This window comes from Senegalia massiliensis, assembly GCF_900626135.1.
Classification (GTDB): Bacteria; Bacillota; Clostridia; order Tissierellales; family SIT17; genus Anaeromonas; species Anaeromonas massiliensis.
Window position 1 is genome coordinate 230,082 of the sequence record NZ_LR130785.1, and the last position, 23,648, is coordinate 253,729.

19 protein-coding genes and 1 tRNA gene are annotated in these 23,648 nt (G+C 27.0%); 14 read left to right on the forward strand and 6 right to left on the reverse strand.

From position 1 onward, the window contains the following. Position 1 precedes the first annotated feature (1 nt). From E0D94_RS01080 to queG, 6 genes are all read left to right on the forward strand, one after another. A complete protein-coding gene (locus E0D94_RS01080) occupies positions 2-1,144 on the forward strand; it encodes a D-alanyl-D-alanine carboxypeptidase family protein (protein WP_130805465.1) in 1,143 nt (380 codons plus the stop codon). Positions 1,145-1,208: 64 nt separating this feature from the next. Beyond that, positions 1,209-1,285 (forward strand) — tRNA-Arg (locus E0D94_RS01085). A gap of 73 nt (positions 1,286-1,358) precedes the next feature. Next, complete coding sequence (gene tadA, locus E0D94_RS01090; protein WP_130805466.1) at positions 1,359-1,817, forward strand: tRNA adenosine(34) deaminase TadA; 459 nt, start codon at positions 1,359-1,361, stop codon at positions 1,815-1,817. A gap of 115 nt (positions 1,818-1,932) precedes the next feature. Then, the gene (locus E0D94_RS01095) at positions 1,933-2,574 is read left to right on the forward strand and encodes a lactate utilization protein (RefSeq protein WP_130805467.1); all 642 of its coding nucleotides are present in this window, start codon (positions 1,933-1,935) and stop codon (positions 2,572-2,574) included. Positions 2,575-2,719: 145 nt separating this feature from the next. After that, a complete protein-coding gene (locus tag E0D94_RS01100) occupies positions 2,720-3,523 on the forward strand; it encodes a Cof-type HAD-IIB family hydrolase (RefSeq protein ID WP_130805468.1) in 804 nt (267 codons plus the stop codon). A gap of 13 nt (positions 3,524-3,536) precedes the next feature. Continuing rightward, entirely contained in the window at positions 3,537-4,442 is a 906-nt protein-coding gene (gene queG, locus E0D94_RS01105; protein ID WP_130805469.1) for a tRNA epoxyqueuosine(34) reductase QueG, read from the forward strand. Positions 4,443-4,449: 7 nt separating this feature from the next. Here queG and E0D94_RS01110 read toward each other — a convergent pair whose 3' ends face one another. Further along, a complete protein-coding gene (locus E0D94_RS01110) occupies positions 4,450-5,970 on the reverse strand; it encodes an FAD-dependent oxidoreductase (RefSeq protein ID WP_130805470.1) in 1,521 nt (506 codons plus the stop codon). Positions 5,971-6,140: 170 nt separating this feature from the next. Here E0D94_RS01110 and E0D94_RS01115 point away from each other — a divergent pair, with 170 nt between their 5' ends. After that, positions 6,141-6,950: a nucleotidyl cyclase domain-containing protein gene (locus E0D94_RS01115; protein ID WP_130805471.1), complete on the forward strand. Its 810-nt coding sequence runs from the start codon at positions 6,141-6,143 to the stop codon at positions 6,948-6,950. Between the two features lie 61 nt (positions 6,951-7,011). Then, positions 7,012-7,458, forward strand: coding sequence for a peptide-methionine (R)-S-oxide reductase MsrB (gene msrB, locus E0D94_RS01120; RefSeq protein WP_130805472.1), 447 nt, complete (start codon positions 7,012-7,014; stop codon positions 7,456-7,458). Positions 7,459-7,472: 14 nt separating this feature from the next. Here msrB and recQ read toward each other — a convergent pair whose 3' ends face one another. Continuing rightward, positions 7,473-9,611: a DNA helicase RecQ gene (gene recQ / locus E0D94_RS01125; RefSeq protein WP_130805473.1), complete on the reverse strand. Its 2,139-nt coding sequence runs from the start codon at positions 9,609-9,611 to the stop codon at positions 7,473-7,475. A 126-nt stretch (positions 9,612-9,737) separates the two neighbouring features. Between recQ and E0D94_RS01130 the strand changes: the two genes are divergently transcribed. From E0D94_RS01130 to E0D94_RS01140, 3 genes are read left to right on the forward strand one after another with little or no spacing between them, the layout of a single operon-like run. Continuing rightward, positions 9,738-10,328 carry a rhomboid family intramembrane serine protease gene (locus E0D94_RS01130; RefSeq protein ID WP_207289592.1) on the forward strand — a complete coding sequence of 197 codons (591 nt, stop codon included), beginning with the start codon at positions 9,738-9,740 and terminating at the stop codon, positions 10,326-10,328. Between the two features lie 43 nt (positions 10,329-10,371). Beyond that, on the forward strand, positions 10,372-11,256 hold the full coding sequence (locus E0D94_RS01135) for a diacylglycerol/lipid kinase family protein (protein ID WP_165442821.1): 885 nt from the start codon (positions 10,372-10,374) through the stop codon (positions 11,254-11,256). Between the two features lie 42 nt (positions 11,257-11,298). Next, complete coding sequence (locus E0D94_RS01140; protein WP_242620454.1) at positions 11,299-12,492, forward strand: TraB/GumN family protein; 1,194 nt, start codon at positions 11,299-11,301, stop codon at positions 12,490-12,492. A 42-nt stretch (positions 12,493-12,534) separates the two neighbouring features. Here the strand turns inward: E0D94_RS01140 and E0D94_RS01145 are convergent, their stop codons facing one another. The 4 genes from E0D94_RS01145 to E0D94_RS01160 all read right to left on the reverse strand — a co-directional run bounded on the left by E0D94_RS01145 (position 12,535) and on the right by E0D94_RS01160 (position 17,924). Continuing rightward, positions 12,535-13,650, reverse strand: coding sequence for a M20/M25/M40 family metallo-hydrolase (locus E0D94_RS01145; RefSeq protein ID WP_130805477.1), 1,116 nt, complete (start codon positions 13,648-13,650; stop codon positions 12,535-12,537). Between the two features lie 68 nt (positions 13,651-13,718). Further along, entirely contained in the window at positions 13,719-15,254 is a 1,536-nt protein-coding gene (locus E0D94_RS01150; protein WP_130805478.1) for an AbgT family transporter, read from the reverse strand. A 161-nt stretch (positions 15,255-15,415) separates the two neighbouring features. Next, complete coding sequence (locus tag E0D94_RS01155; protein ID WP_130805479.1) at positions 15,416-17,548, reverse strand: heavy metal translocating P-type ATPase; 2,133 nt, start codon at positions 17,546-17,548, stop codon at positions 15,416-15,418. Positions 17,549-17,564: 16 nt separating this feature from the next. Next, positions 17,565-17,924, reverse strand: coding sequence for an ArsR/SmtB family transcription factor (locus E0D94_RS01160; RefSeq protein ID WP_130805480.1), 360 nt, complete (start codon positions 17,922-17,924; stop codon positions 17,565-17,567). Positions 17,925-18,042: 118 nt separating this feature from the next. On the opposite strand from E0D94_RS01160, the gene E0D94_RS01165 reads away from it, so the two are divergent. The 3 genes from E0D94_RS01165 to E0D94_RS01175 all read left to right on the forward strand — a co-directional run bounded on the left by E0D94_RS01165 (position 18,043) and on the right by E0D94_RS01175 (position 23,646). After that, complete coding sequence (locus tag E0D94_RS01165) at positions 18,043-20,325, forward strand: ATP-dependent DNA helicase (protein WP_165442822.1); 2,283 nt, start codon at positions 18,043-18,045, stop codon at positions 20,323-20,325. A gap of 28 nt (positions 20,326-20,353) precedes the next feature. After that, entirely contained in the window at positions 20,354-21,175 is an 822-nt protein-coding gene (locus E0D94_RS01170; protein ID WP_130805482.1) for a hypothetical protein, read from the forward strand. Between the two features lie 80 nt (positions 21,176-21,255). After that, positions 21,256-23,646 (forward strand): ABC transporter permease subunit, encoded by a 2,391-nt coding sequence (locus E0D94_RS01175; protein ID WP_165442823.1) that lies wholly within the window; start codon positions 21,256-21,258, stop codon positions 23,644-23,646. Positions 23,647-23,648 lie beyond the last annotated feature (2 nt).

Here is a 23,648-nt window from a genome sequence, read left to right on the forward strand (position 1 = left end):
AATGAAAAAGATAATTACAATATGTCTTTTAATGATAATATGCTTTAGTCAATTTACATATGCAGATGAATTAAGTGAAGGACTAAAAGGAGCTATGCTTGTTGATTATGAAACAGGAGAACTACTTTATGAAAAGAATATTGATGATAAATTACCAATAGCAAGTATTACAAAACTTATGACTTATGTTGTTACAAAAGATGCATTAAAAGAAGGAAAAGTTCATTTAAGTGATATCGTAAAAATAGGCGAAAATCCACCAAAAGAGTATGGATCAACTTTTTATCTTAAAGAAGGTGATATGTTACCACTTGAAACCCTTATAGAATCTATTCTTATAGCTTCAGCTAATGATTCATGTGTTGCAATTGCAGAACATGTTGCAGGTAGTGAAGCTGAGTTTGTAAAAATGATGAATCAAAAAGCAAAAGAATTAGGTCTTGAAAATACAGTTTTTTACAATCCTAATGGATTACCTGAAGAAGATAAAAGAGAAAATACTATGACAATAAGAGAAATAAATGTATTAACTCAATATATATTACATGAGTACCCAGAAATTTTAGAAATAACAGATAAAATGTATATAGAAATTAATCCTAGAAAGTTTGAAGAAAATACTAATCCACTTCTTAAAGATATACCATTAGTAGATGGAATAAAAACAGGTAATACAAATGCTGCAGGATTATGTTTAGTATCAAGTATAAAACTACCTAAAGATAAGAATAAGGATAAGGAAATGAGACTTATTGCTATAGTAATGGGGGCAGAAACTAGAAAGGAAAGAAAAGAAAAAAGTCAAAAATTACTTGAATATGGAATTGAAAATTTTGGTACTAAAGAAATAATAACAAAAGATAAAGGTATAAATATAAATTTAAAAAAAGCTAAAAATCAAGAAGTGAAATTAGTACCAAAAGGTGATGATTATTTAGTAGTTAAAAATGGCGATAAAATAAGCACCAAAGTACTAATAGATGAAAATTTAAAACTTCCTTTGAAAAAGGATAAAAAAGCAGGAGTATTAGAGGTTTATCAAAATAAAAAATTAAAATATAAATTAGATTTATTTACAAATAGAGATTTAAAAAAAGCTAATATTTTTATTAGGATATATAGAACCTTATTTGGATGGTTGTAATGGCAGTAATTATCATTGACAATATAAGTAAATTAATATATAATAGATAAGGATTTATAATATTGCTCCCGTAGCTCAGTAGGATAGAGCAACGCCCTCCTAAGGCGTGGGCCAGGGGTTCGATTCCTCTCGGGAGCACCATAAAGTAAATAAATTTAAATGAAAGAGTTCTTTGTATTATCAAAGGACTCTTATTATAATTAGGAGAATAAAATTGAACAATTATTTTATGAATAAAGCATTAAAACAAGCAGAAATAGCATACCAGAAAGAAGAAGTACCTATAGGGTGTGTTATAGTAAAAGATGGTAAAATAATAGCAAGTGCATATAATATGAGAGAAGAATTAAATGATCCTACAGCTCATGCAGAAATAATTGCATTACAAGATGCATCTGAAACACTTGGGGGATGGAGACTTACAGGATGTACTATGTATGTTACAATAGAGCCCTGTGCTATGTGTGCTGGAGCTATTGTAAACTCTAGAATCGATAAATTAATAATAGGATCAATGGATAAAAAAGCAGGTGCATGTGGGTCCGTATTGAATATAGTCCAAAATGATAAGTTAAATCATAGAGTAGAAATGATTACTGGTATAATGGAACAAGAATGTTCTAATATAATGAAAAACTTTTTTAAAGATTTAAGGAAGAAAAATAAGAAATAACAGGAATATAGTGTAGTTAATTATATAGTAGTTCCTAAATGTTAGATATTATGAAATATGATATTATTATAAAAGTAATAGTTGAACTATATTTATGGAAAGGATATAGATTTAGATGGATAATAATGTTTTATGGTATTTAGAAGAACAAATTAAAAGAACTATAAATAATTTAAGAAAACGTAATATGGCAGGTTTTTTCGTCAAGGATGATGTTGAATTAGAAGGACTTTTAAAGGAACTTATAGGTGAAAATTCTGTAGTTGGTGTAGGAGACTCAATGACACTCTTTGAAACAGGTTCTATAGATTTTCTTCGTAAGGGGAATTACACTTTTTTAGATAAGTATAGAGAAGATATTACAAGTGAAGAAAAAAAGCAAATCTATATAAAAAATTTTTCTGCTGATACTTTTATGTGTAGTACAAATGCCTTGACCGAAGATGGAGAACTTTACAATATTGATGGTAATGGAAGTAGAGTTGCACCAATGATTTATGGACCTAAACAGGTTATTTTAGTAACCGGTATAAATAAGATTGTTAAGAATACAGAAGAAGCAGAAAAAAGAGTTAGGAATTACTCTGCTCCAATTGACGCAAAAAGATTGGAGAAAAACACTCCATGTACTACCTTAGGCTATTGTGTAGACTGTAAAAGTCCCAATAGAATATGTAATGATTTTACAATAATTAGAGGGCAGTTTATCAAAGATAGAATAAAAGTAATTATTGTAGGAAAGCAGTTAGGATATTAATTATTTATTTTTTAAAGCATTACTATTGGTAACTAAAATTAATTAAATCACAGACTACATATAATTATATGTAGTCTGTGTATAAAACAAGCAAAATACAGTCTTGTGTTAGAGTATACAAGACATGTAAAGAGGAGAGATAAAAATGAAATATAAGGCTATAATATCTGATTTAGATGGTACACTTTTAAATAGTGAGCATGAAGTAAGTGAATATACTAAACAAGTTATAGAAAAAGTAATAAATAAAGGTGTAAAATTTTTTATTGCAACAGGACGTCATCATGAAGATATTGATTTTGTAAGAAATGGTTTAAACTTAGATTCAATATTTATAACATCAAATGGATGCAGAATACATGATAAGGAAAAAAATAAATTAATCGGACATGATATTGATGAAGAAATAGTAAGAGGATTAATAAACTTAGACATTGAAGAAGGTATTCATAAAAATATATATATGGAAAATGAATGGTATATTGAAAAAGAAAATGATTATTTAGATGACTTTGTAAAAGACTCCCCTTTTTTATATCAAATAACTGATTTAAAAACATTAGAAAACATAAAGTCACCTAAAGTATTCTTTTTAAGTTTAGAACATGAAAAATTAGTGGATTTAAAAGAAAAAATAGAAAAATTATATCCTGGAAAATTAAATATAACATTTTCACTGGATACATGCCTTGAAGTAATGCCAAAAGGTGTATCAAAGGGGTATGCTATAAAAGAAGTATTAAAAAGACATAATATATCCCTTGAAGAAACAATAGCCTTTGGAGATGGATTAAATGATCTAGAAATGCTTCAAACTGTTGGTAAAGGCTATATAATGGGAAATGCACATGATAAATTAATAAAAGAATTACCAAATCATGAAATTATAGGACCAAATACTGAAGAAGGATTAGCAAAAAAATTAGAAGAAATATTTGATCTAAAATAAGAGGGCTGATTATATGAAGGATAAATTAATAGAATATGCAAAATCAATAGAAATAGAAAAAGTAGGTATAGCAGATATTGGTCCATATAAAGAGTTAAAAGAGATATTAATTCGTAGAGAAGAGGAAGGACAGCTTACAGGATTAGAGGGTTCTAATATAGAGCTGAGAGTAGATCCTACACTTACTATGAAAAATGCAAAATCTATTATAGTTTGTCTGTTTCCATATATTACAAAAGAAAGCAAAAGATCTAATTTATCAAATTATACTTATTCAAAAGATTATCATTTAATAGTAAAAGAAAAATTAGAAAAAATAGGAGAATTATTAAATGAGAAAATAGATAACTTTGAATATCAAGCACATGTAGATACAGGACCTTTAGTAGATAGATATTTAGGTTATAGAGCAGGACTTGGTTTTTTTGGTATAAATGCTCATTTAATAAATGATGACTATGGAACATATTTTTTTATTGGGTATATTATTAATAATTTTCCTTTTGAACATGACAAACCTTTAGATAAGACTTGTTTTCAATGTATGAAATGCAAATATGAATGTCCTGGAAATATTATACTTGGTAATTTTGACATTAACCCTTTAAGGTGTAGGTCATTTATTACTCAAAAAAAGAGAGATATAGATGAAATAGATAAAGATATAATAAAAAAGGATAATATTTTATTTGGATGTGATATTTGTCAACTAGTTTGTCCTCATAATGATGGTATAAAAGAAACTAATATAAAAGAGTTTAAACAAGATTTGATTCATAAATTAGACTATGATGAAATTAAAGATATGAGCAATAAGGGATTTAAAAGAAAATATGGAGATAGAGCTTTTGCTTGGCGAGGAAGAAAAGTAATAAAAAGAAATTATGAAATAATAGAAGGTATAGAAATAGAGGATTAGAATAAATCTAATCCTCTATTATTTTTACACTAAGTTCATGTAATGCAGGGCCTTCTATAATTGTTCCATCATATGAAAATCTGGAACCATGACAAGGACAATCCCATGATTTTTCAGCATCATTCCATGAAAGCTCACATCCTAGATGAGTACAAGTGGTATCAACTATGTAAGTTTTACCTTCAGTATCTTTATAGAAACCAACTCTTTTACCGTTTAAATCTACTACTTTTCCTTGTCCTGTAGCTACTTCTATATCAATATTTCCAGTTTTTAATTTCCCCTTTATAAATTCATATCCTACATTTAAATTTTCTTTTATAAAATTAGATATACTTCCTTTTATATTAAATCTAGATGGGGAAAACACATCACTATATGGACTTTTTCCATTTGTAATTATATCAGCTAAAATCATTGCTCCTGCAGTAGCATTAGTCATTCCCCATTTTTTAAAACCTGTAGATAAAAATATATTTTCTGAATTACTTGTTATTTGACCTATGAAGGGTATATCATCCATTGGCATACAATCTTGAGTTGACCATCTATATGGAATACTTTCTACTTGAAAATTTTCTTCTGCAAATTTTTTTAAATTGTTATAGTGGTTTTTAGTATTTTCACCTTGACCAGTTTTGTGACCATCTCCACCTATTAATAACATTTTCTTATCATTATAATTTTGATATCTTAATGACCTTATAGGTTTTTCTACAGATATATACATGCCATTTGGAATACTATCCTTAGCTAAAACACCTAATATATATGACCTTTCTGTATACATTCTAGAGAAATATAATCCTCTAAAATTCTCTATAGGAAAGTGAGTTGCTATTATTACTTTTTTTGCTGAAATTATATTTTCATTACTAGTAATAACTTTTACAGTATTTCCATCTTTTATATCTACTACTTTAGTATTTTCATATATATAACTTCCATTAGAATTTATTTCTTTAGCCAATTTTAGAAGGTATTTTCTAGGGTGAAATTGTGCTTGATTTTTAAATTTCATAGCACCTTTTACGTTAAAAGGAAGATCTAAAGTTTCTACAAATATTGCATCTTTCCCAAGTTTTTGCACAGCCTTTACCTCATCTTTAATATCTTTTATATATTTATCATCAGTTGTATAAACATATGCTGGTAATTCACTAAAATCGCAATCTATATTTTTTTCTTTTATTATTTGTTTTATAAATTCTATAGCATCTTCATTTGCTTGTAAATATTTACGAGCATAATCTTCTCCCATTTCTTTTATAAGTTTATTATACATAAGGTTATGTTGAGATGTAACCTTTGCAGTTGTACGAGCAGTAGTACCTTCTAATATATTATCTACTTCTAATAAAGCTACATTTAAACCTCTTTGTTTTAATATATAAGCAGATGTAATACCTGCAATTCCTCCTCCTATTATTACTACATCAGTATTTATATCTTTATCAAGAGAAGGATAATTTGTTTTCTCTGTTGAATCTAACCAATAAGATAGTGGTTCATTTTCAAAAATTTTCATATAATCTCTCCTAAGTATAATGTGATTTTAGTAATAAATATTCCCATATATGACTATAATTATAATAAAAATAAATATTTTCAATATTTAAAATAGGTTGACTATACATTTTTAAAGTTATATTATAGGACTATAGACCTAATTATAGAAAATTATAGGAAGTGAATATCATGGATAAGTATACTCTTTCTAAAAAAGAAGGAATTTTTATTATATTTGATACTGAAGGTAGATTACAATATCCTACTATAGATGATAAAAATCTTCAATACATTGAAAGAAACAGAGAACAGATAAAAAAAGAATTAGTTGATAATAATGTAGTCATAATTAAAGATTATATTGTAAAAATTGAATCTTTAGATTTAGACTTCAGAAAGTATTTTTTTGCTAATTTTTATAGTATAAAATCATCAAATTCAAATGAACTTATTTCTATGGCTTATACAGATAAAGTAACAGGATTATACAACAAAAACCTTTGGAATAAAATAAAGCAAAATATAATGTCTCCTATAAAAACTGATATATATTCTATGATGACAATTTCTATTAATCCAACAATAGATTTAGAAAAAAACATAAAAAATATAATTAAAGATAAATTAGCACTTGTGGATATAGCAATTAGAAGTGGAAAAAATGAATTTATTATTATTTTACCAAGTAATGATATAGAAAAATCTAAAGATATATTACATAGTATAAAAAAAGAATTAAAAGAAAAATTTAATATTAAAACTAAGATATCTCATACTAAAAATAAGGAAGAATTACAAGAAATTTATGAAAGAGATATTAAAAAAATTAATAATAATATAAAAAATAATCAAATAGATGATTTTAAGCATATACAAAATAAGCTATCAAATATATCAAATATAGTAGAAAACATAGAAGATGTTAATATGAAAAATGATATAAAGAATGAATTAATAGATATAATAGATTTAATATCTCAAAAATTATATAAAAATTAGTATATTTTAATTAGTATAAATAGGGTATATTATCACTATAAGGTTATGAAAGGGTGATAATTTGAGTAAAAAATACAATAAACCTACAGATAAAGAACTAAGAGAAAAACTAACTGAAGAACAATATAGAGTGACTCAAGAAAATGCAACAGAAAGACCCTTTACTAGTGAATATAATAATAATGAAGGAGAAGGAATATATGTAGATATAGTTACAGGTGAACCATTATTTTCTTCAAAAGATAAATATGATGCAGGTTGTGGCTGGCCGAGCTTTACAAAGCCTATAGAAGAAAATATAAAAGAAAAAAGTGATTTAAGTCATGGTATGAGAAGAACTGAAGTTAGAAGTAAAACAGGTGATTCTCATTTAGGTCATGTATTTACAGATGGCCCAAAAGATAAAGGCGGTCTTAGATATTGTATAAATGGTGCATCATTAAAATTTATTCCAAAAGAAGACTTAGAAAAAGAAGGTTATAGTGAATATAAAAAGATATTTGAATAAAAAAGTCCTGCAGTTTAAGCAGGGCTTTTTTTATAGTTTTCTCTATAAATTATAGTTTTTATATCAAAATAGCTAATATTATCTGATACAGCTTGCTTTATAGGTTTTAGATATTTTTTACCTACAGTATCAATAGCATTTAAAATTTCTTTTTCCTTTTGTGTGTCTACAAAATCATTCCAATTAATTTCTTTACCTTCTTCTTGACACTTTACAAAATGGTTTAATAGAGTATCCTTTGTAAGGTCTCTAATTTCAGATATTTCATCTATTGTTTTTCCTTCTCTATATAAATTATATGTTTCAATATGAGTTTTAATTTTAGGTTCAATAGGATCAGTATACTTTATCTGTTTTGGTGAGGATTTAACATTATTTTTCTCTTTAAAACCTTTTATTTTTTCTATAAACATATCACCATAAGATTCATACTTTTTATCTCCAACTCCCTTTATATTTAAAAATGAATCTTTTTCTATAGGAAGATAAGTTGCCATTTCTTTAATTGTAGTATCTGAAAATATAATATAAGGTGGTATATTTTTTTCTAATGCTAGTTTTTTTCTTAAATCCTTTAACTCCACAAATAACTCTAAATAATAATCAGGAGTAATTTCCTTTTTATCTTTAAACATATCTATAGCCATATATACTTTTTCTTTTCCTTTTAATACTTTTCTAGAAAGGGATGTAAGTTTTACTATAGGATATTTACTTTCTGTAAGAGATAAATAACCTTGAGATATTAGCATTGCTATTATATTTTTAATTCCTTTTTCAGTATAATCTTTCATTATTCCATATGTTGATATTTTATCTAAATTAAAACTTAATATTTTTTTATTTTTTGAACCACTTAAAACTTGGGCTACAACTGTGGTACCAAACTTTTCATTTAATCTATATACACATGAAAGTATCTTTTGAGCCTCAATAGTTACATCTTTAAACTCATGTTCAATACTACAGTTACTACAGTTATTACAATTAGATTTGACGTCTATCTCTCCAAAATATTCAAGTATCTTACCTCGTAGACAGTCATGACTATATGCATAATCAACTAAATATTGAAGGTTTTTATAGCTAACAGAAGCTCTTTCAGGGTCTTTATGACTTTCACTAATCAAGAATTTTTGTTTAGCTACATCTTGAGGTGAGAAAAGCAATATACATTCACTATCTTCTCCATCACGACCAGCTCTACCAGCTTCTTGATAATAGTTTTCCATACTTTGAGGAATATTATAGTGAATAACATATCTAACATTTGATTTATCTATTCCCATACCAAAAGCATTTGTAGCTATCATTATAGGTGTTTTATCATATATGAAATCTTGTTGAGAAATTTCTCTGTCTGCATTATTCATTCCACCATGATATAAGCTTACTTTATGTCCTTTAGAATTTAAAAACTCATATAATGATTCTACTTCTTTTCTTGTAGAACAATATATTATACCAGAGTCATCTTTTTTATCATTTAAATAATTTAATATAAATGATCTTTTATCAATATTATTTTCAACTTTAAAATATAGATTTTTTCTATCAAAACCTGTAACAATCTCTTCAGGCTTATTTAAATTTAAAAGTATTTTTATATCTTCTATTATTTCCTCAGTAGCAGTAGCAGTATAAGCTCCTATTATTGGACGCTTATCTAAACTATTTATAAATCGTGGTATTTCTTTATAACTAGGTCTAAAATCATGACCCCATTTACTTATACAATGTGATTCATCTATTGCTAAGAAAGGAATATCTATGTTTTTTATTATATTTCTAAAACCTATATTATTTAATCTTTCTGGAGCTATATAAATCAGATTATATTCTCCATTTTGTATATTTTTAAACCTATTTTCTAATTCATAGTTAGTAAGTGTACTGTTTATAAATGTAGCTGATACTCCTATTTCATTTAGAGCATCTACCTGATCTTTCATAAGTGAAATAAGAGGAGAAACCACTAATGTACTACCCTTTAATATCAAAGAGGGTATTTGATAACATATGGATTTACCTCCACTAGTAGGCATTATACCAAGTACGTCCTTTTTGTTTAATACTGATTGTATTAGTTCTTCTTGTCCATGTCTAAAATCATCATATCCGAAATATTCTTTTAATATATTTTTTATATGCATATTACAGTCTCCTTTTAAAATTATTGTATATTTTATCTTCCCAAAATTCAATGGTAGTTTAAAATAAAGGATATTAGGCTACATTTATAGAATATATAGAATAAATAAAAGTAAAGGATTGATTTTATGGATAGATTAAGAATTAATTATAATGCACCAGTTACATTAACATTTACTTTTACTGCATTAGGTGTATTGTTATTAAAAGAGATATATGGAATAGAGTTTATGACATATATTTTTACTAACTATAGAACATCTGTAGATGACCCTATGCAATATATTAGGCTTTTTAGTTATGTATTAGGACATAGTTCATGGCAACATTTCACAAGTAATTTTCTAATAATATTATTGTTAGGTCCTATATTAGAAGAAAAATATGGTTCTAAACCATTAATAAAAATGATATTAATAACTACATTTGTAACAGGATTTTTAAATGTAATCTTATTTAGAACAGGGCTTATTGGAGCAAGTGGAATAGTATTTATGATGATAATACTTAGTTCGTTTGCCAATACAAGATCAGGTTATATTCCACTTACACTTATAATAGTGGGAGTAATATTTATAGGTAGAGAATTAGTTGATGCAATAACATTAAAAGATAATATATCACAAATGGCACATATAGTTGGAGGAATTTCAGGAGCAGGACTTGGAGGTATTCAGTTAACTAATAAAAAAAGTTATAAAAAGAAATACAGAGCTTAAAATAGGGTATATTTTAAATAAATAAATTTTAGGAGTTGAAATGATGTATAAAAATGCCCTTCTTATATATAATGGAAATGCAGGTCAAAAAAAGAAAAATAAATTACTTGGAGAAATTATTCCTATTTTAAGTAATGAAATAGATAATTTAACTATAGCTAAAACTAAAAAAGTAAATCATGCCGAAGAAATAGCATATGAAAAAGGAAAAGAATATGATGTTGTAATATCCCTTGGTGGAGATGGTACATTACATGAAGTAATAAATGGTATAGCAAGGTTAAAAAACCCACCAATAGTTGCTATACTTCCTAGTGGTACATGTAATGATTTTGCTAGAAGCTTAAATATACCTTTAAATTTAAAGGATGCTTCTAATACTATATTAAAAGGCAATGTGTCAGAAATTGATATTGGAAAAGTTAATAATAGGTATTTTACAAATTTTGTAGGCACAGGACTTATTACTGATATATCTGAAAATGTAAATTCTAACACTAAAAATATTATGGGTAGAATAAGTTATTATACCAGTACTATAAAGAGTATGAGTGAAAAAGATGATTTTGAATTTATTTTACACACAGAAAATAACAAACTAAAAGATAAAGCAGGAATGGTAGTAATATTAAATGGGAATCATGTAGGTTCTACATTAGTACCAGTAAAAAATATATCTATGACAGATGGTATGTTTGATATATTTATAGTTTATAATGCTGGATTTTCACTTTTAATTAAATACTTGACTCAAAAAGAAAACTTTGAAGAAAATATAACGGAAAATGAAATAAAACATATAAAAGCAAATGAAATAAAATTAGAAACAAAAAATGAAATGATGATTGATACAGATGGGGAAGTATATTTAAATACACCTGTAAATGTAGATGTAGAAAATAAAAAAATAAAATTTATAACAGGTTAATCTTTTGTTGTTATCATCTTTCTAGAAGTATATAATGTATATATGAGTAATTTAGAAAGAGAGGGTAATATGGCAGAAGAAAACATTACAAGGTTAGATATAAATGATAAAGAAATAATACTTATAGGTACAGCGCATGTATCCAAAAAAAGTGCTGAACAAGTAAAAGAGATGATAGATAATGAAAAACCTGATACAGTATGCATAGAGCTTGATAAAGGAAGATATAAATCAATAACTGAAGGCAAAAAATGGAGCGATACTGATATAGTATCTGTAATAAAACAAAAAAAGGCTACACTATTACTTGTAAATTTAATGATGAGTTCATTTCAAAAGAGAATGGCAAATCAATTTGGAATAAACCCAGGAGAAGAAATGATAACAGCTATAAATTCTGCAAAAGAAAATGATGCAAAAATAGTTTTAGCTGATAGAGATATCCAAATAACATTTCAACGTATTTGGAGAGGAATAGGATTTATGGGTAAAATGAAATTACTTACAGGACTAGTTTATAGTATGTTTAGTGATGAGGAAGTAAGTGAAGAAGAATTAGAGCGTTTAAAAACAGAAGATATACTAACTTCAATGTTAGATGAATTAAAAGATTCGTTTCCAAAGCTTAAAACTACGTTAATAGATGAAAGGGATAAATATCTTGCTCAGAAAATAAAAGATGCCCCAGGAAATAAAATAATTGCAGTACTTGGTGCAGGACATATACCAGGTATAAAAGAAGAAATTCATAAAGAAAATAATTTAAATAAGCTTAAAAGTTTACCACCAAAATCAAATACTTCAAAATATATAAAGTGGACTATACCTATTGTAATTCTAGCTATAATACTTTTTACACTTATTAATAGTCGTGAAATGGCACTAGATCAAACTATAGGTTGGGTTTTATGGAATGGTTCACTTTCAGCAATAGGAGCTCTTATTGCATTAGCACATCCATTATCTATTCTTACAGCTTTTGTAGTAGCACCTATAAGTTCACTTAATCCTCTACTTGCAGCAGGTTGGTTTGTAGGACTTGCAGAAGCATTTATTAGAAAACCAAAAGTAAGAGATTTTGAAAATTTATCAGACGATATTACAACAGTAAAAGGATTTTGGAAAAACAAAGTAACTCATATATTACTTGTAGTAGTTCTTGCAAATCTAGGTAGTGTATTTGGAACTATGATAGGTGGAGCAGAGGTAATTAGAATATTTTTAGATTTATTTTAAAAAAGAACCTTTGGTTTAATTAAACCAAAGGTTCTTTTTAATTTAAATAGATGATAATTTAATTATTTCTAAAACTAAATTTGCGGAACTAACAAGATCCTTAATATGCATATGTTCTTCTAATGTATGTGGCTTTCTTTCTCCAATACCTAAGTTTATTGCTTTTATTCCATTAGCATTTAATATATTAGTATCACTTCCACCGCCAGTTGCATCTAGGAAAGGCTTTATATTAGAATTTTCACATGCTTTTTTAACCATGTTTACAATTTCATCATTTTCATCTATGATAAAAGAACTGTACATTCTTTCAACATTTATTTCAGCTTTTGCTCCAAATTCTTTTGCAGTATCATTAAATGTTTCTACCATATGTGATGTTTGTTTGTCTAATTTTTCATCACTAAGACTTCTTGATTCTGCTTTTATAGTTACTTCAGGAGTTACTATATTAGTAGCACTACCACCTTCTATTTTTCCTATATTTGCAGTAGTATCTTTATCTATTCTTAATAAGTTCATTTTACTTATAGCATGAGCTGCTACATTTATTGCACTTATACCTTCTTCTGGAGCTACACCAGCATGTGCAGGCTTTCCTATAACTTTAATGTCTATTTTGTCTTGTGCAGGGCCTTGTATTATGATTTGTCCAGGATCTCCACCACTATCTAATACAAAAGCTCTTTTAGAATTTATCTTATCATATTCTAAATTTTTAGCTCCATTTAATCCACCTTCTTCATAGACACTAAACACTACTTCAATAGGACCATGGTTTATATTATTTTCTTTTATAACTTTTAAAGCTTCTATAACTGCTGCAATTCCTGCTTTGTCATCTCCACCTAATATTGTTGTACCATCAGAGTATATAACACCATCTTTGATTATTGGTTTAATTCCTATACTTGGAGACACTGTATCCATATGACAACTAAATAATATAGGTTCAACATCTATTGTACCTTCAAGTTTAGCTATTATATTACCTGTATTACTACCAACTTTATCTCCAGCACTATCTATATATACATCAAATCCCAATTCTTTTAATTCTTTAGTTAAAAATTCTGCGAATTCTTTTTCATTTTTAGTAGGACTGTCTATTTGTACATATTTCATAAACTCTTCAACAATTCTATCTTTATTTATCATTTAATCATCTCCTTAATTTTATTGTATACTATTATAAAACAAAAATCACCCAATTGGGTGACTTTTGTTTAATTTACTCTTATGAAAGCTTCTGGTCCAATAGGAATTCCTAACATATACCAAACTGCAAGAAGAACTGTCCAGCCAAGTAGGAATACTATTGAGTATGGTACCATAGTTGAAATTAAAGTACCTATACCTGTATCCTCATCATATTTTTGAGCAAATACAACTATTACTGCAAAATAAGTCATAAGTGGAGATATTATATTAGTTGTAGAATCTCCTATACGATAAGCAAGTTGTGTAAACTCAGGTGAGAAATTTAATCTATATAACATTGGAACAAAAACAGGTGCCATAATACCCCATTTAGCTGAAGCTGATCCTATAAATAGATTTATAAATCCTGCTACTACTATAAATGCTATGATTAATGGGAATCCTACAAATCCTATAGCTTCAAGGAAATTAGCACCACTTACTGCAAGTATTGTACCTAAGTTAGTATAAGCAAAGTATTGTATAAATTGTGCAGCAAAGAAAGCTAGTACTAGATATCCACCCATTGAAGCCATTGACTTAGACATGAATTTAACCACATCTTTATCATTTTTAACACTGCCTGAAACCATTCCAAAAGTTAAACCTGGAATTAAGAAGAATAACATTATTGCTGGAACTAAACCATCATGAGTAAATGCATCTAAAGATCCATCAACTCTTAACATACCGTTTGCTGGGACTGTTAAATATAACATTATTGCACCAAATACTACTATAGATAGACCTGCTGCAATTAAACCTTTTTTCTCTGACTTTGTAACTTCCATTGATTCATTAGTATCTATTCCTTTATACTCCCCAAGTCTTGGTTCAACTATTTTTTCAGTTACCCAAGTACCTAGTATTGTAATAAGGAATGTTGATACAACCATGAAATAATAGTTAGAAGTTGGTAAAATAGATAGATCCATTCCACTAGCAGTTAATGCTTCATTTGTGATTCCAGCTAATAGTGGATCTAATGTACCTAATAATAAATTTGCTGAGAATCCTCCAGAAACCCCTGCAAAAGCAGCAGCAAGTCCTGCTAAAGGATGACGTTTAAAGCTTAAGAATACCATTGCACCTAGTGGTACTAAAACTACATACCCTGCATCTGATGCAATATTTGACATAACACCTGCAAAAACAACAACTGCAGTTATTAGTCTTTTAGGTGTACTTAATACTAATTTTTTAAGAGCGGCATTTATAAGTCCTGTTCCTTCTGCAACTCCAACTCCAAGCATTGCCACTAGAACTGTTCCAAGAGGAGCAAAACTTGTAAAGTTTACTGTTGCTGAATTAATCATAAACCTTAATCCATCAGCACTAAGAAGTGAAACAGCTGCTACTGTTTGATCTGCTCCTGCTTTTGCATCATAAAAATCTACAGATAATCCTGCTCTGAAAGCGATTTCAGATATTATGATGACAGCAAGAGCAAATAGTATGAATATTGTTACTGGATGTGGAAGTTTATTACCCACATTTTCAATGACATTTAGAAATTTATTAAATAACTTAAATTTCTGTTTTGTCTGAATATTATTACTCATAATAATTCCTCCTATATAAATATTTTAAGTTACTTAAACATTTTATCAACTTTTTGACCTAATGTGTTTTACAATTTGTTAATAAAATTTAATACTATGAAAACTTTTTATATTGCTAATATTCCAAACAAACACTTTGGCAAATAGTGCCAAAGTGTTTGTTATAATTTTGTATTCAATACCCTAAGTGAATTTAATACTGCAAGAAGTGTTACTCCAACATCTGCAAATACGGCTGACCACATAGATGCAAATCCTAATGCACCTAGCGCTAAAACTATAAGCTTTACACCTAATGCAAATACTATATTTTGATATACTATTTTTCTAGTGTTTTTTGCTATCTTGATAGAATCAACTAGTTTGGAGGGTTCATCTGTCATGAGAACTACATCAGCAGCTTCTATTGCTGCATCTGAACCAAGTCCTCCCATAGCTATACCAATATCTGCTCTTGCAAGAACTGGAGCATCATTTATACCATCGCCTACAAAAGCAAGTTTTTTGCTTTTTTGTTTTTCTTTATATAAATCTTCTAATTTTTCTACTTTTCCATCAGGAAGTAGTTCCGTATAAGCTGTATCTATACCTAATTCATTAGCTATTTTATCACCAATAGCTTTATTATCACCTGTAAGCATTACTGTTTTAGATATACCCAATTGTTTCAGATTGCTTAAAGCTTCTTTTGAATCTTTTTTTATTCTATCTGAAATAACAATAGATCCTATGAAATTATTATCATTAGCTACATAAATAACTGTACCTATTTCAGTTGATTCAATTATCTCTATATTATTTTTATCCATTAATTTTTTATTACCAACAGATATTTTAGAGTCACCGTAATTTACTTCGATTCCATGACCTGCTATTTCGTTATAATTAGATATTTCTTCACTTCTAATATTTTCACCATATGCGTCTACTACAGCAGTAGCTATAGGGTGATTAGAAAAACTTTCTGCATATGCTGCATATTTTAGCACATCTTCTTTACTATATTCATTATGAACTTTAATATCTGTAACTTCAAAAATACCTTCAGTAAGAGTTCCTGTTTTATCAAACACTGCAATATCTATCTCATTTAATGCTTCAAGATAATTTCCACCTTTAATTAAGATACCATTTTTAGATGCAGATCCAATACCACCAAAAAATCCGAGTGGAATAGATACTACAAGGGCACAAGGACAAGATATAACTAAAAATACAAGTCCTCTATATAACCATTCACTAAATTCAGCACCCTCTATTACAAGAGGTGGAATTATAACTAGGGCAAGAGCAGAAAATACTACTACTGGTGTATAATATCTTGCAAATTTAGTAATGAATTTCTCGGTAGGGGCTTTTCTATTTCCAGCATTTTCAACTAAGTCTAGTACTTTTGCTACAGTAGATTCACCAAAAGTTTTTGTAACTTTAATAGTTAATACTCCATTTTTATTAATAAACCCTGCAAGAACTTCTTCGTCCTTTTTAACAGAACGTGGTACTGACTCACCAGTTAAAGCAGAAGTGTCAACCATAGAACTACCTTCTGTAACTGTACCATCCAGTGGTATCTTCTCACCAGGCTTTACTATAATAGTATCTCCAACATTTACTTTTTCAGGGTCAACTTTTTTACTGTTATCTCCTACAATTAAATTAGCATAGTCAGGTCTAATATCCATAAGTGATTTTATGGAATTTCTAGAACGATTGACTGCTATATCTTGAAAAATTTCTCCAAGTTCATAAAATAGCATTACAGCTACACCTTCAGGATATTCTCCTATAAAAAATGCACCAAGGGTAGCAATACTCATAAGGAAGTTTTCATCAAAAACTTGTCCATGAGATATATTTTTAGCTGATGTTAAAAGTACATTTCCACCTATAAGCACATAACTTATTATAAAAAGTGTAATTTCTATAGGATTACTAAAATTACCTATTATTGCAGTTAAAAATATAATAAGACCAATAGATAATTTTATAATTTTATTTTTTCCAATAGTATCTATGATATTGTTCTTTTTATCTAATTCCTTTTCCTTTAGGTTTTCTTTTTCTTCATAATCAAAAACTTTTACATCAGGTTCTATTTTTTTAATTATTTCTTTAGATTTGTCTAATATTTCTATAGACTTTTTTTCATCTTTTATATCAATGATTAAATTACCATTAGAAAAGTTTATAGTTGCATTATTTACATAGTCTAAACTAGTTATTTTTCTTTCTATTTTGCCTGCACAACTGGTACATACTAATCCTTCTAAAATTAATTTTTTTTCTATACTCATAATAATTCTCCCCTTTCTACTTATGACAAATATGAGTAAGACCTGAGTTCAAAATCTCATATATATGTTCATCATCTAATGAATAAAATACAGTTCTACCTTCTTTTCTATACTTTACAACACCTTTATCTTTTAAAGTTCTAAGTTGATGGGAAATTGCTGATTGAGTCATATCTAAAAGTTCAGCTATATCACATACACACATTTCAGACTCATAAAGAGCATATATGATTTTTATTCTTGTGGAATCTCCAAATACTTTAAAAAAATCAGCAAGACTTAAAAGACAATTATCTTTAGGTAAATCATTTTTTACATTTTTAAGTACATCTTCATGTATCTCATTACAATTACAAACTGGAATATCTTTAGTCATGTTTTCACCTCATTAAATTATAATTGAATATATGAGCAATTATTCATATATTATTATATACCCCAAAAGTGATTTTTGCAACCATAAATATGATAAAATAATATTGGTGATAAAATTTATGAATATTAAAATATCTGTAAGAAATTTAGTTGAATTTATACTTAGAAGTGGAGATATAAACTCCACATATATAGGAAGAAATAGAATGACTGAAGGAACAAGAATTCATCAATTAGTACAAAAAAAGATGGATAAAAACTATATGCCTGAAGTTACACTTAAAACTGAAGTAGAATTTGAGGATTTAATACTTACAGTAGGAGGAAGAGCAGATGGAATTATAACAGAAAAAGAAAAAGTTATAATAGATGAAATAAAATCAACTACAACATCACTTGAAAAAATAGATGAAAATTTCAATGAACTTCATTGGGCACAAGCTAAATGTTATGCCTATATCTATTCTATGGATAATAATTTAGAACGAATAGATATTCAACTCACATATGTAGAAATAGATACAGAAGAAATAAAAAGAATAAGAAATACTTACACCTACAAGGAGTTGGAAAAGTTCTTTAAAAATTTAACAGATAGATATTATATTTGGGCAGACCTTTCTAGAAAGTGGATAAGAACTCGTGATGAGTCCATAAAAAAATTACAATTTCCTTTTGATAATTATAGAAAAGGACAAAGAAAATTATCAGTAGGTATATATAGAACAATAGAACAAGAAAAAAAGTTATTTGCACAAGCACCTACTGGAATAGGAAAGACTATATCTACAATATTTCCATCAGTAAAAGCTATAGGAGAAAGTAAAGGAGAAAAGATTTTTTATCTTACAGCTAAAACTATAACTAGAACAGTAGCAGAGGACTCTTTCAATATATTAAAAAATAAAGGTTTACGCTTTAAAATAGTAACATTAACAGCTAAAGATAAAATTTGTTTTTGTAAAGAATCTAGTTGTAATCCAGAAGATTGTGAATTTGCAAAGGGACATTTTGATAGAATAAATGATGCAATATATGATGTAATTACTAATGAAGATATTATTTCACGTGAAACAATAGAGAAATACTCATTAAAGCATAAAGTATGTCCATTTGAATTTTCATTAGATATAAGTATATGGGCAGATAGTGTTATATGTGACTATAATTATGTATTTGACCCAAAAGCTAAACTGAAACGATTTTTTATTGAAGATAAAAACAAATATATATTTTTAATAGATGAAGCTCATAATTTAGTAGATAGGTCAAGAGACATGTTTTCAGCAGAACTTTTTAAAAATGACTTTTTAGAATTAAAAAGATTATTTAAAGATATTGAACCTAAAATGGCAAAATCATTAGATAAAATAAATCGTTATTTTTTAAAGATAAAAAAGAAGTGTAAAAATAATGATTATTTTTTAGAAAAAGAAGAGCCAGAAGATATGTTTTATCCCTTAAAGGGGTTTGTGAAAAAAGCTGATAATTGGTTAAAGGAAAATGGAGATAAAAAAGAGCATAAAGATTTATTAGAATTATATTTTAATGTATTATCTTTTCTACGAGTATCAGAAGATTATGATGATAGGTTTGTAACCTATACTGAATTGCAGGGGAAAAATGTAAAGTTGAAAATGTTTTGTTTGGATCCATCTTATTTATTATCTACTACATTAGGTAGTGGATTATCTTCAATTCTTTTTTCAGCAACACTAAGTCCTATAGATTATTATAAAGATATATTAGGAGGAAAAGAAAAAGATAATATAATGATTTTAGATTCTCCATTTGATCCTAGAAATCTTAAAATAATAATAAAAGATAGCATATCCACAAAATATAGAGACAGAAAATATTCTTATGAAAAAATAGCTAATGTAATATATGATACGACTAAATATAAAGAAGGTAACTATATGGTGTTTTTTCCATCATATAAATATATGGAAGATGTATATGATGTATTTATAGAAAAGTTTCCACAATTTAGAACAATGGTACAAGAGATAGGAATGAAAGAGGAAGAAAAGGAAGAGTTTTTAAAATCATTTAAGCAAAACCCAACAAATACTCTAATAGCATTTGCAGTAATGGGAGGAATATTTTCAGAAGGTATAGATTTGAAAGGCGATAGACTTACAGGAGCTATAATAGTTGGAATTGGTCTTCCGAAAATTTGTCTAGAGAGAAATATAATAAGAGAATATTTCAATGAAAAAAATGGATTAGGATATGAATATGCATATATGTATCCTGGAATGAATAAAGTATTACAATCCATGGGGAGAGTTATAAGAACAGAGACTGATAAAGGTGTAGTATGTTTAATAGGTAGAAGATTTGGAAAATGGGGACAGTTCAGACATATTATTAAAGGAAAGACTACTAATAAATATTAAAATAATAAGTCATATATTGGAGGGAATAATGAGTTATTTAAAGAAAGTCTTTATCTTATCTATGTGTATAATAATATTATTTACAATAGGATGTTCAATTCAAAGTGGAGAACAAAGTTTAATAAAAAATAGCTATTTTGAAGATGTTGATAAAATAATTATATATAAAGGATCAGCTTATAAGCAAATACAGGATTTAGAATCATTTGAAAAGGTACTAAAAAATATAGAAGCTAAAAAAGTAAATATTGAAAATTTATCAAGTGATAAAATAGAAGATAGGTATAAAATTATATTTACTTATGAAAATAGTGATCAAGAAAGAAAAATATCCTTTAAAGGTAATAATATGTTGTATGATGAAAATTGGTATAGTATAGATAAGGATATAAATGATATATATAACAAAATTGATTCTAAAGAAAAAATGGATGGTAATTTACAGAGATCTAAAGTTAAAAGGGAATCTAGAAAAAATTTAAAAACAAAAGACTCATTATTAGGAAATTGGATATATGACGATGAAACATATATGGAATTTACTAAAACATATATAATATATAAAACAAAACAAAAATACAGAAAATTTAATTATAAAATAAATAGAATAAATGATAATAAAATTTTCATAACTGCATATAAAGATATATTATTTTCTAAGGATATAGATATTTTTAAAATTGAAATATTAATAGATGATACAAAAAATAATATAATATTAAAAAAGAAAATGCTAAAAAGTGAAATGGAATATAAGAATAACCTTATTTATATTGACTATATTGATGATCAAAAGGTGGAACTAGGAAGTTTTGATGATTTATTTTTTGTTGAAAATAAAGATATATAAATTAATTTTTAACTAAATTAAAAAGGAGATATCTACCCTTTTGTAGAATATAGAACTATAAGGAAAAGGGGGAGTTGGATTTGTTATATAGATTGAAAAAAATTAATTTACCGTTAGTTATAGGAATTATAATACTTATATTTGTATCTATTATAGCTATATTTAGAATAGATATAATGAATTTAGATCCATTTGCTACAAATTTTGCATTACCTCATTTTGAAGATGGAAATTTAGTAATAGATAATCCACCAAATCCACCTGATGATATAAATATATGGGGAACTGATATACTAGGCAGAGATGTATTTAGTAGAATAGTGTATGGAGCTAGAATGACCCTTCAAATTGGTATATATACAGCCTTAGCGAGACTTGTTGTAGGTGTTATTCTTGGGCTTTTTGCAGGGTTTGGAAGTAAGATAATATCTAAAATAATAGATATATTTAAAACCACTTTTAGTGCAATACCTCCCCTTATAATAAGTTTTATACTTTTAAGTGCTATAAAACCAACACTTGAAGAAGTAATATTCATTTATACTTTTATTCTTACATTTGTAGGCTGGGGTAGAATTGGATCTATATTGAGAGATAGGATAAATGAAATATTAAGAGAAGATTTTATAAAAGGAGAAATAGCTATAGGAAAAAGTAAAATTCAGATAGCATTTGGAAATGTGCTACCTCATCTTTTTGCAACTATGGTTATACATTTATTTATAGAAACAAGTAGAGTATTAATAATACTAGCCGAGCTAGGAGTATTGGGACTTTTAGTTGGTACTATTACAATAGATCCTTTTCTTATACAAGAACTAAAATTAGATATTATACCTGCATATTATCCAGAATGGGGTTCAATGCTTGCAACCGCTAGATATGCTATAGGTGCTGGCAAGATATGGATAGTGTTTTATCCTGCACTTGCTATATTCATATCAGTTTTAGGATTTAATTTATTAGGGGAAGGATTAAAAATAGAGTTAAATAAAAGAAACTCAAAATTTATAACATTTATTAAGCACATTCCATATCATTTATCACCGATTACTTTTATCTATCAAATTAAGAATATAAATAGATATAAAAAAAGTGTTGGAATAAAGCTAGGTTTAATAGGTTTAATAGTATTAATATTAATTTGGCCTGTAAAAAATAGTACATATAATATCAACTCAGATGATATATATAGTCATATACAAGAGTTATCAGAAGATAAATATTTAGAAAGACAAATTGGTAGTGAAGGCAATAGAAACACTCGAAATTATATTGTAGAAAATTTAAAAGATATAGGGCTTAGACCTTTAGATGATGAAAGCTATACAAATAAACATAAAATAGAAGTTAATTCACAAATTGTAAAAAAATCAGAAATATATATAGAAGGTAAAAATATATCTTTTGAATACTTAAAAGATTTTAATTTTTGGGATATTTATTTAAATAAAATAGATGAAAAAAATTATACTGGTGAATTAAGAAGAAAGATTATGACTGTAGAAATGTATGAAAATGGAGAATATGATCCAGAACAGAAATACTTATTAATTGTAGATGCAGAATATCGTAGAAATTTTAATAAAATCACAAATATATTAGTTGAAGATTTTGTTAGTGGTGGATTATATTACACTGAAGATAAATCACTAGAAGTTAATTATGATGTAAATATAATAGGAAGTCTAGAACAAGTAGAAAATAGTTTGGGATTTGGTGATATATACATTAATGTAAGTAATCAAGTTATAGATACTTTAAAAGAAAATATAGATGAAGAAATAGTATTTTCTACAGATATAGAAATGCAAAGATATGCAGATATATCAAATATAGGAGCTGTATTACAAGGGCAAAATAAGGAAAAATCTCCTCTTATTATAGCTACTGATTATGATTATAAATTAGATGATAGTGAAAATAATAAAAATAAAGGTCTAATATACAATGGAACATCTATTGCAGCAAATTTAGAGATAGCAAAAACATTAAAAAATAGTGAGTTTCGACCAGATAGAGATATTATATTTATGTTTTTTGATGGATCTACAAGTTCAAAAGCAACAGGAATAAGTGCCTTTGTATCTAGTGATCTATATGATGAATTAGAAAAAAATCATTTCTTAATATACACTAAAAATTTAGGTCAAAAAGAAAGTAATTTACTTGCATTTGATACTTCAAGACTTTATTCAGATAATAGAGGACATTATGGCATAGTTAGAAATACGATGAAAAGAGGAGAAGATTTTAAATTAGATACAATTTTAGTAGGAACAAACTTTGACTCTAGAAGTGTAAGAATAATGTATAATAATGGTACAAGTTTAACCTCTATATCTGGAATAGAATCTTCTATTGAAGGAGAAGTTACTACAATTGATAAAGAAATATTAAAAAAACAAACTCAAACAATATTAGATGCTATTACAATGTATGATTATACTTTAACGGAGAATGGTGAATAAAT

Bases quoted from the DNA above. Each gene is read 5' to 3' on its own strand.
- E0D94_RS01080 (WP_130805465.1), top strand. From the start codon at position 2: ATGAAAAAGATAATTACAATATGTCTTTTAATGATAATATGCTTTAGT.
- E0D94_RS01095 (WP_130805467.1), top strand. From the start codon at position 1,933: ATGGATAATAATGTTTTATGGTATTTAGAAGAACAAATTAAAAGAACT.
- E0D94_RS01100 (WP_130805468.1), top strand. From the start codon at position 2,720: ATGAAATATAAGGCTATAATATCTGATTTAGATGGTACACTTTTAAAT.
- queG (WP_130805469.1), top strand. From the start codon at position 3,537: ATGAAGGATAAATTAATAGAATATGCAAAATCAATAGAAATAGAAAAA.
- E0D94_RS01110 (WP_130805470.1), bottom strand. From the start codon at position 5,970: ATGAAAATTTTTGAAAATGAACCACTATCTTATTGGTTAGATTCAACA.
- E0D94_RS01115 (WP_130805471.1), top strand. From the start codon at position 6,141: ATGGATAAGTATACTCTTTCTAAAAAAGAAGGAATTTTTATTATATTT.
- recQ (WP_130805473.1), bottom strand. From the start codon at position 9,611: ATGCATATAAAAAATATATTAAAAGAATATTTCGGATATGATGATTTT.
- E0D94_RS01130 (WP_207289592.1), top strand. From the start codon at position 9,738: ATGGATAGATTAAGAATTAATTATAATGCACCAGTTACATTAACATTT.
- E0D94_RS01135 (WP_165442821.1), top strand. From the start codon at position 10,372: ATGTATAAAAATGCCCTTCTTATATATAATGGAAATGCAGGTCAAAAA.
- E0D94_RS01140 (WP_242620454.1), top strand. From the start codon at position 11,299: ATGAGTAATTTAGAAAGAGAGGGTAATATGGCAGAAGAAAACATTACA.
- E0D94_RS01145 (WP_130805477.1), bottom strand. From the start codon at position 13,650: ATGATAAATAAAGATAGAATTGTTGAAGAGTTTATGAAATATGTACAA.
- E0D94_RS01150 (WP_130805478.1), bottom strand. From the start codon at position 15,254: ATGAGTAATAATATTCAGACAAAACAGAAATTTAAGTTATTTAATAAA.
- E0D94_RS01155 (WP_130805479.1), bottom strand. From the start codon at position 17,548: ATGAGTATAGAAAAAAAATTAATTTTAGAAGGATTAGTATGTACCAGT.
- E0D94_RS01160 (WP_130805480.1), bottom strand. From the start codon at position 17,924: ATGACTAAAGATATTCCAGTTTGTAATTGTAATGAGATACATGAAGAT.
- E0D94_RS01165 (WP_165442822.1), top strand. From the start codon at position 18,043: ATGAATATTAAAATATCTGTAAGAAATTTAGTTGAATTTATACTTAGA.
- E0D94_RS01170 (WP_130805482.1), top strand. From the start codon at position 20,354: ATGAGTTATTTAAAGAAAGTCTTTATCTTATCTATGTGTATAATAATA.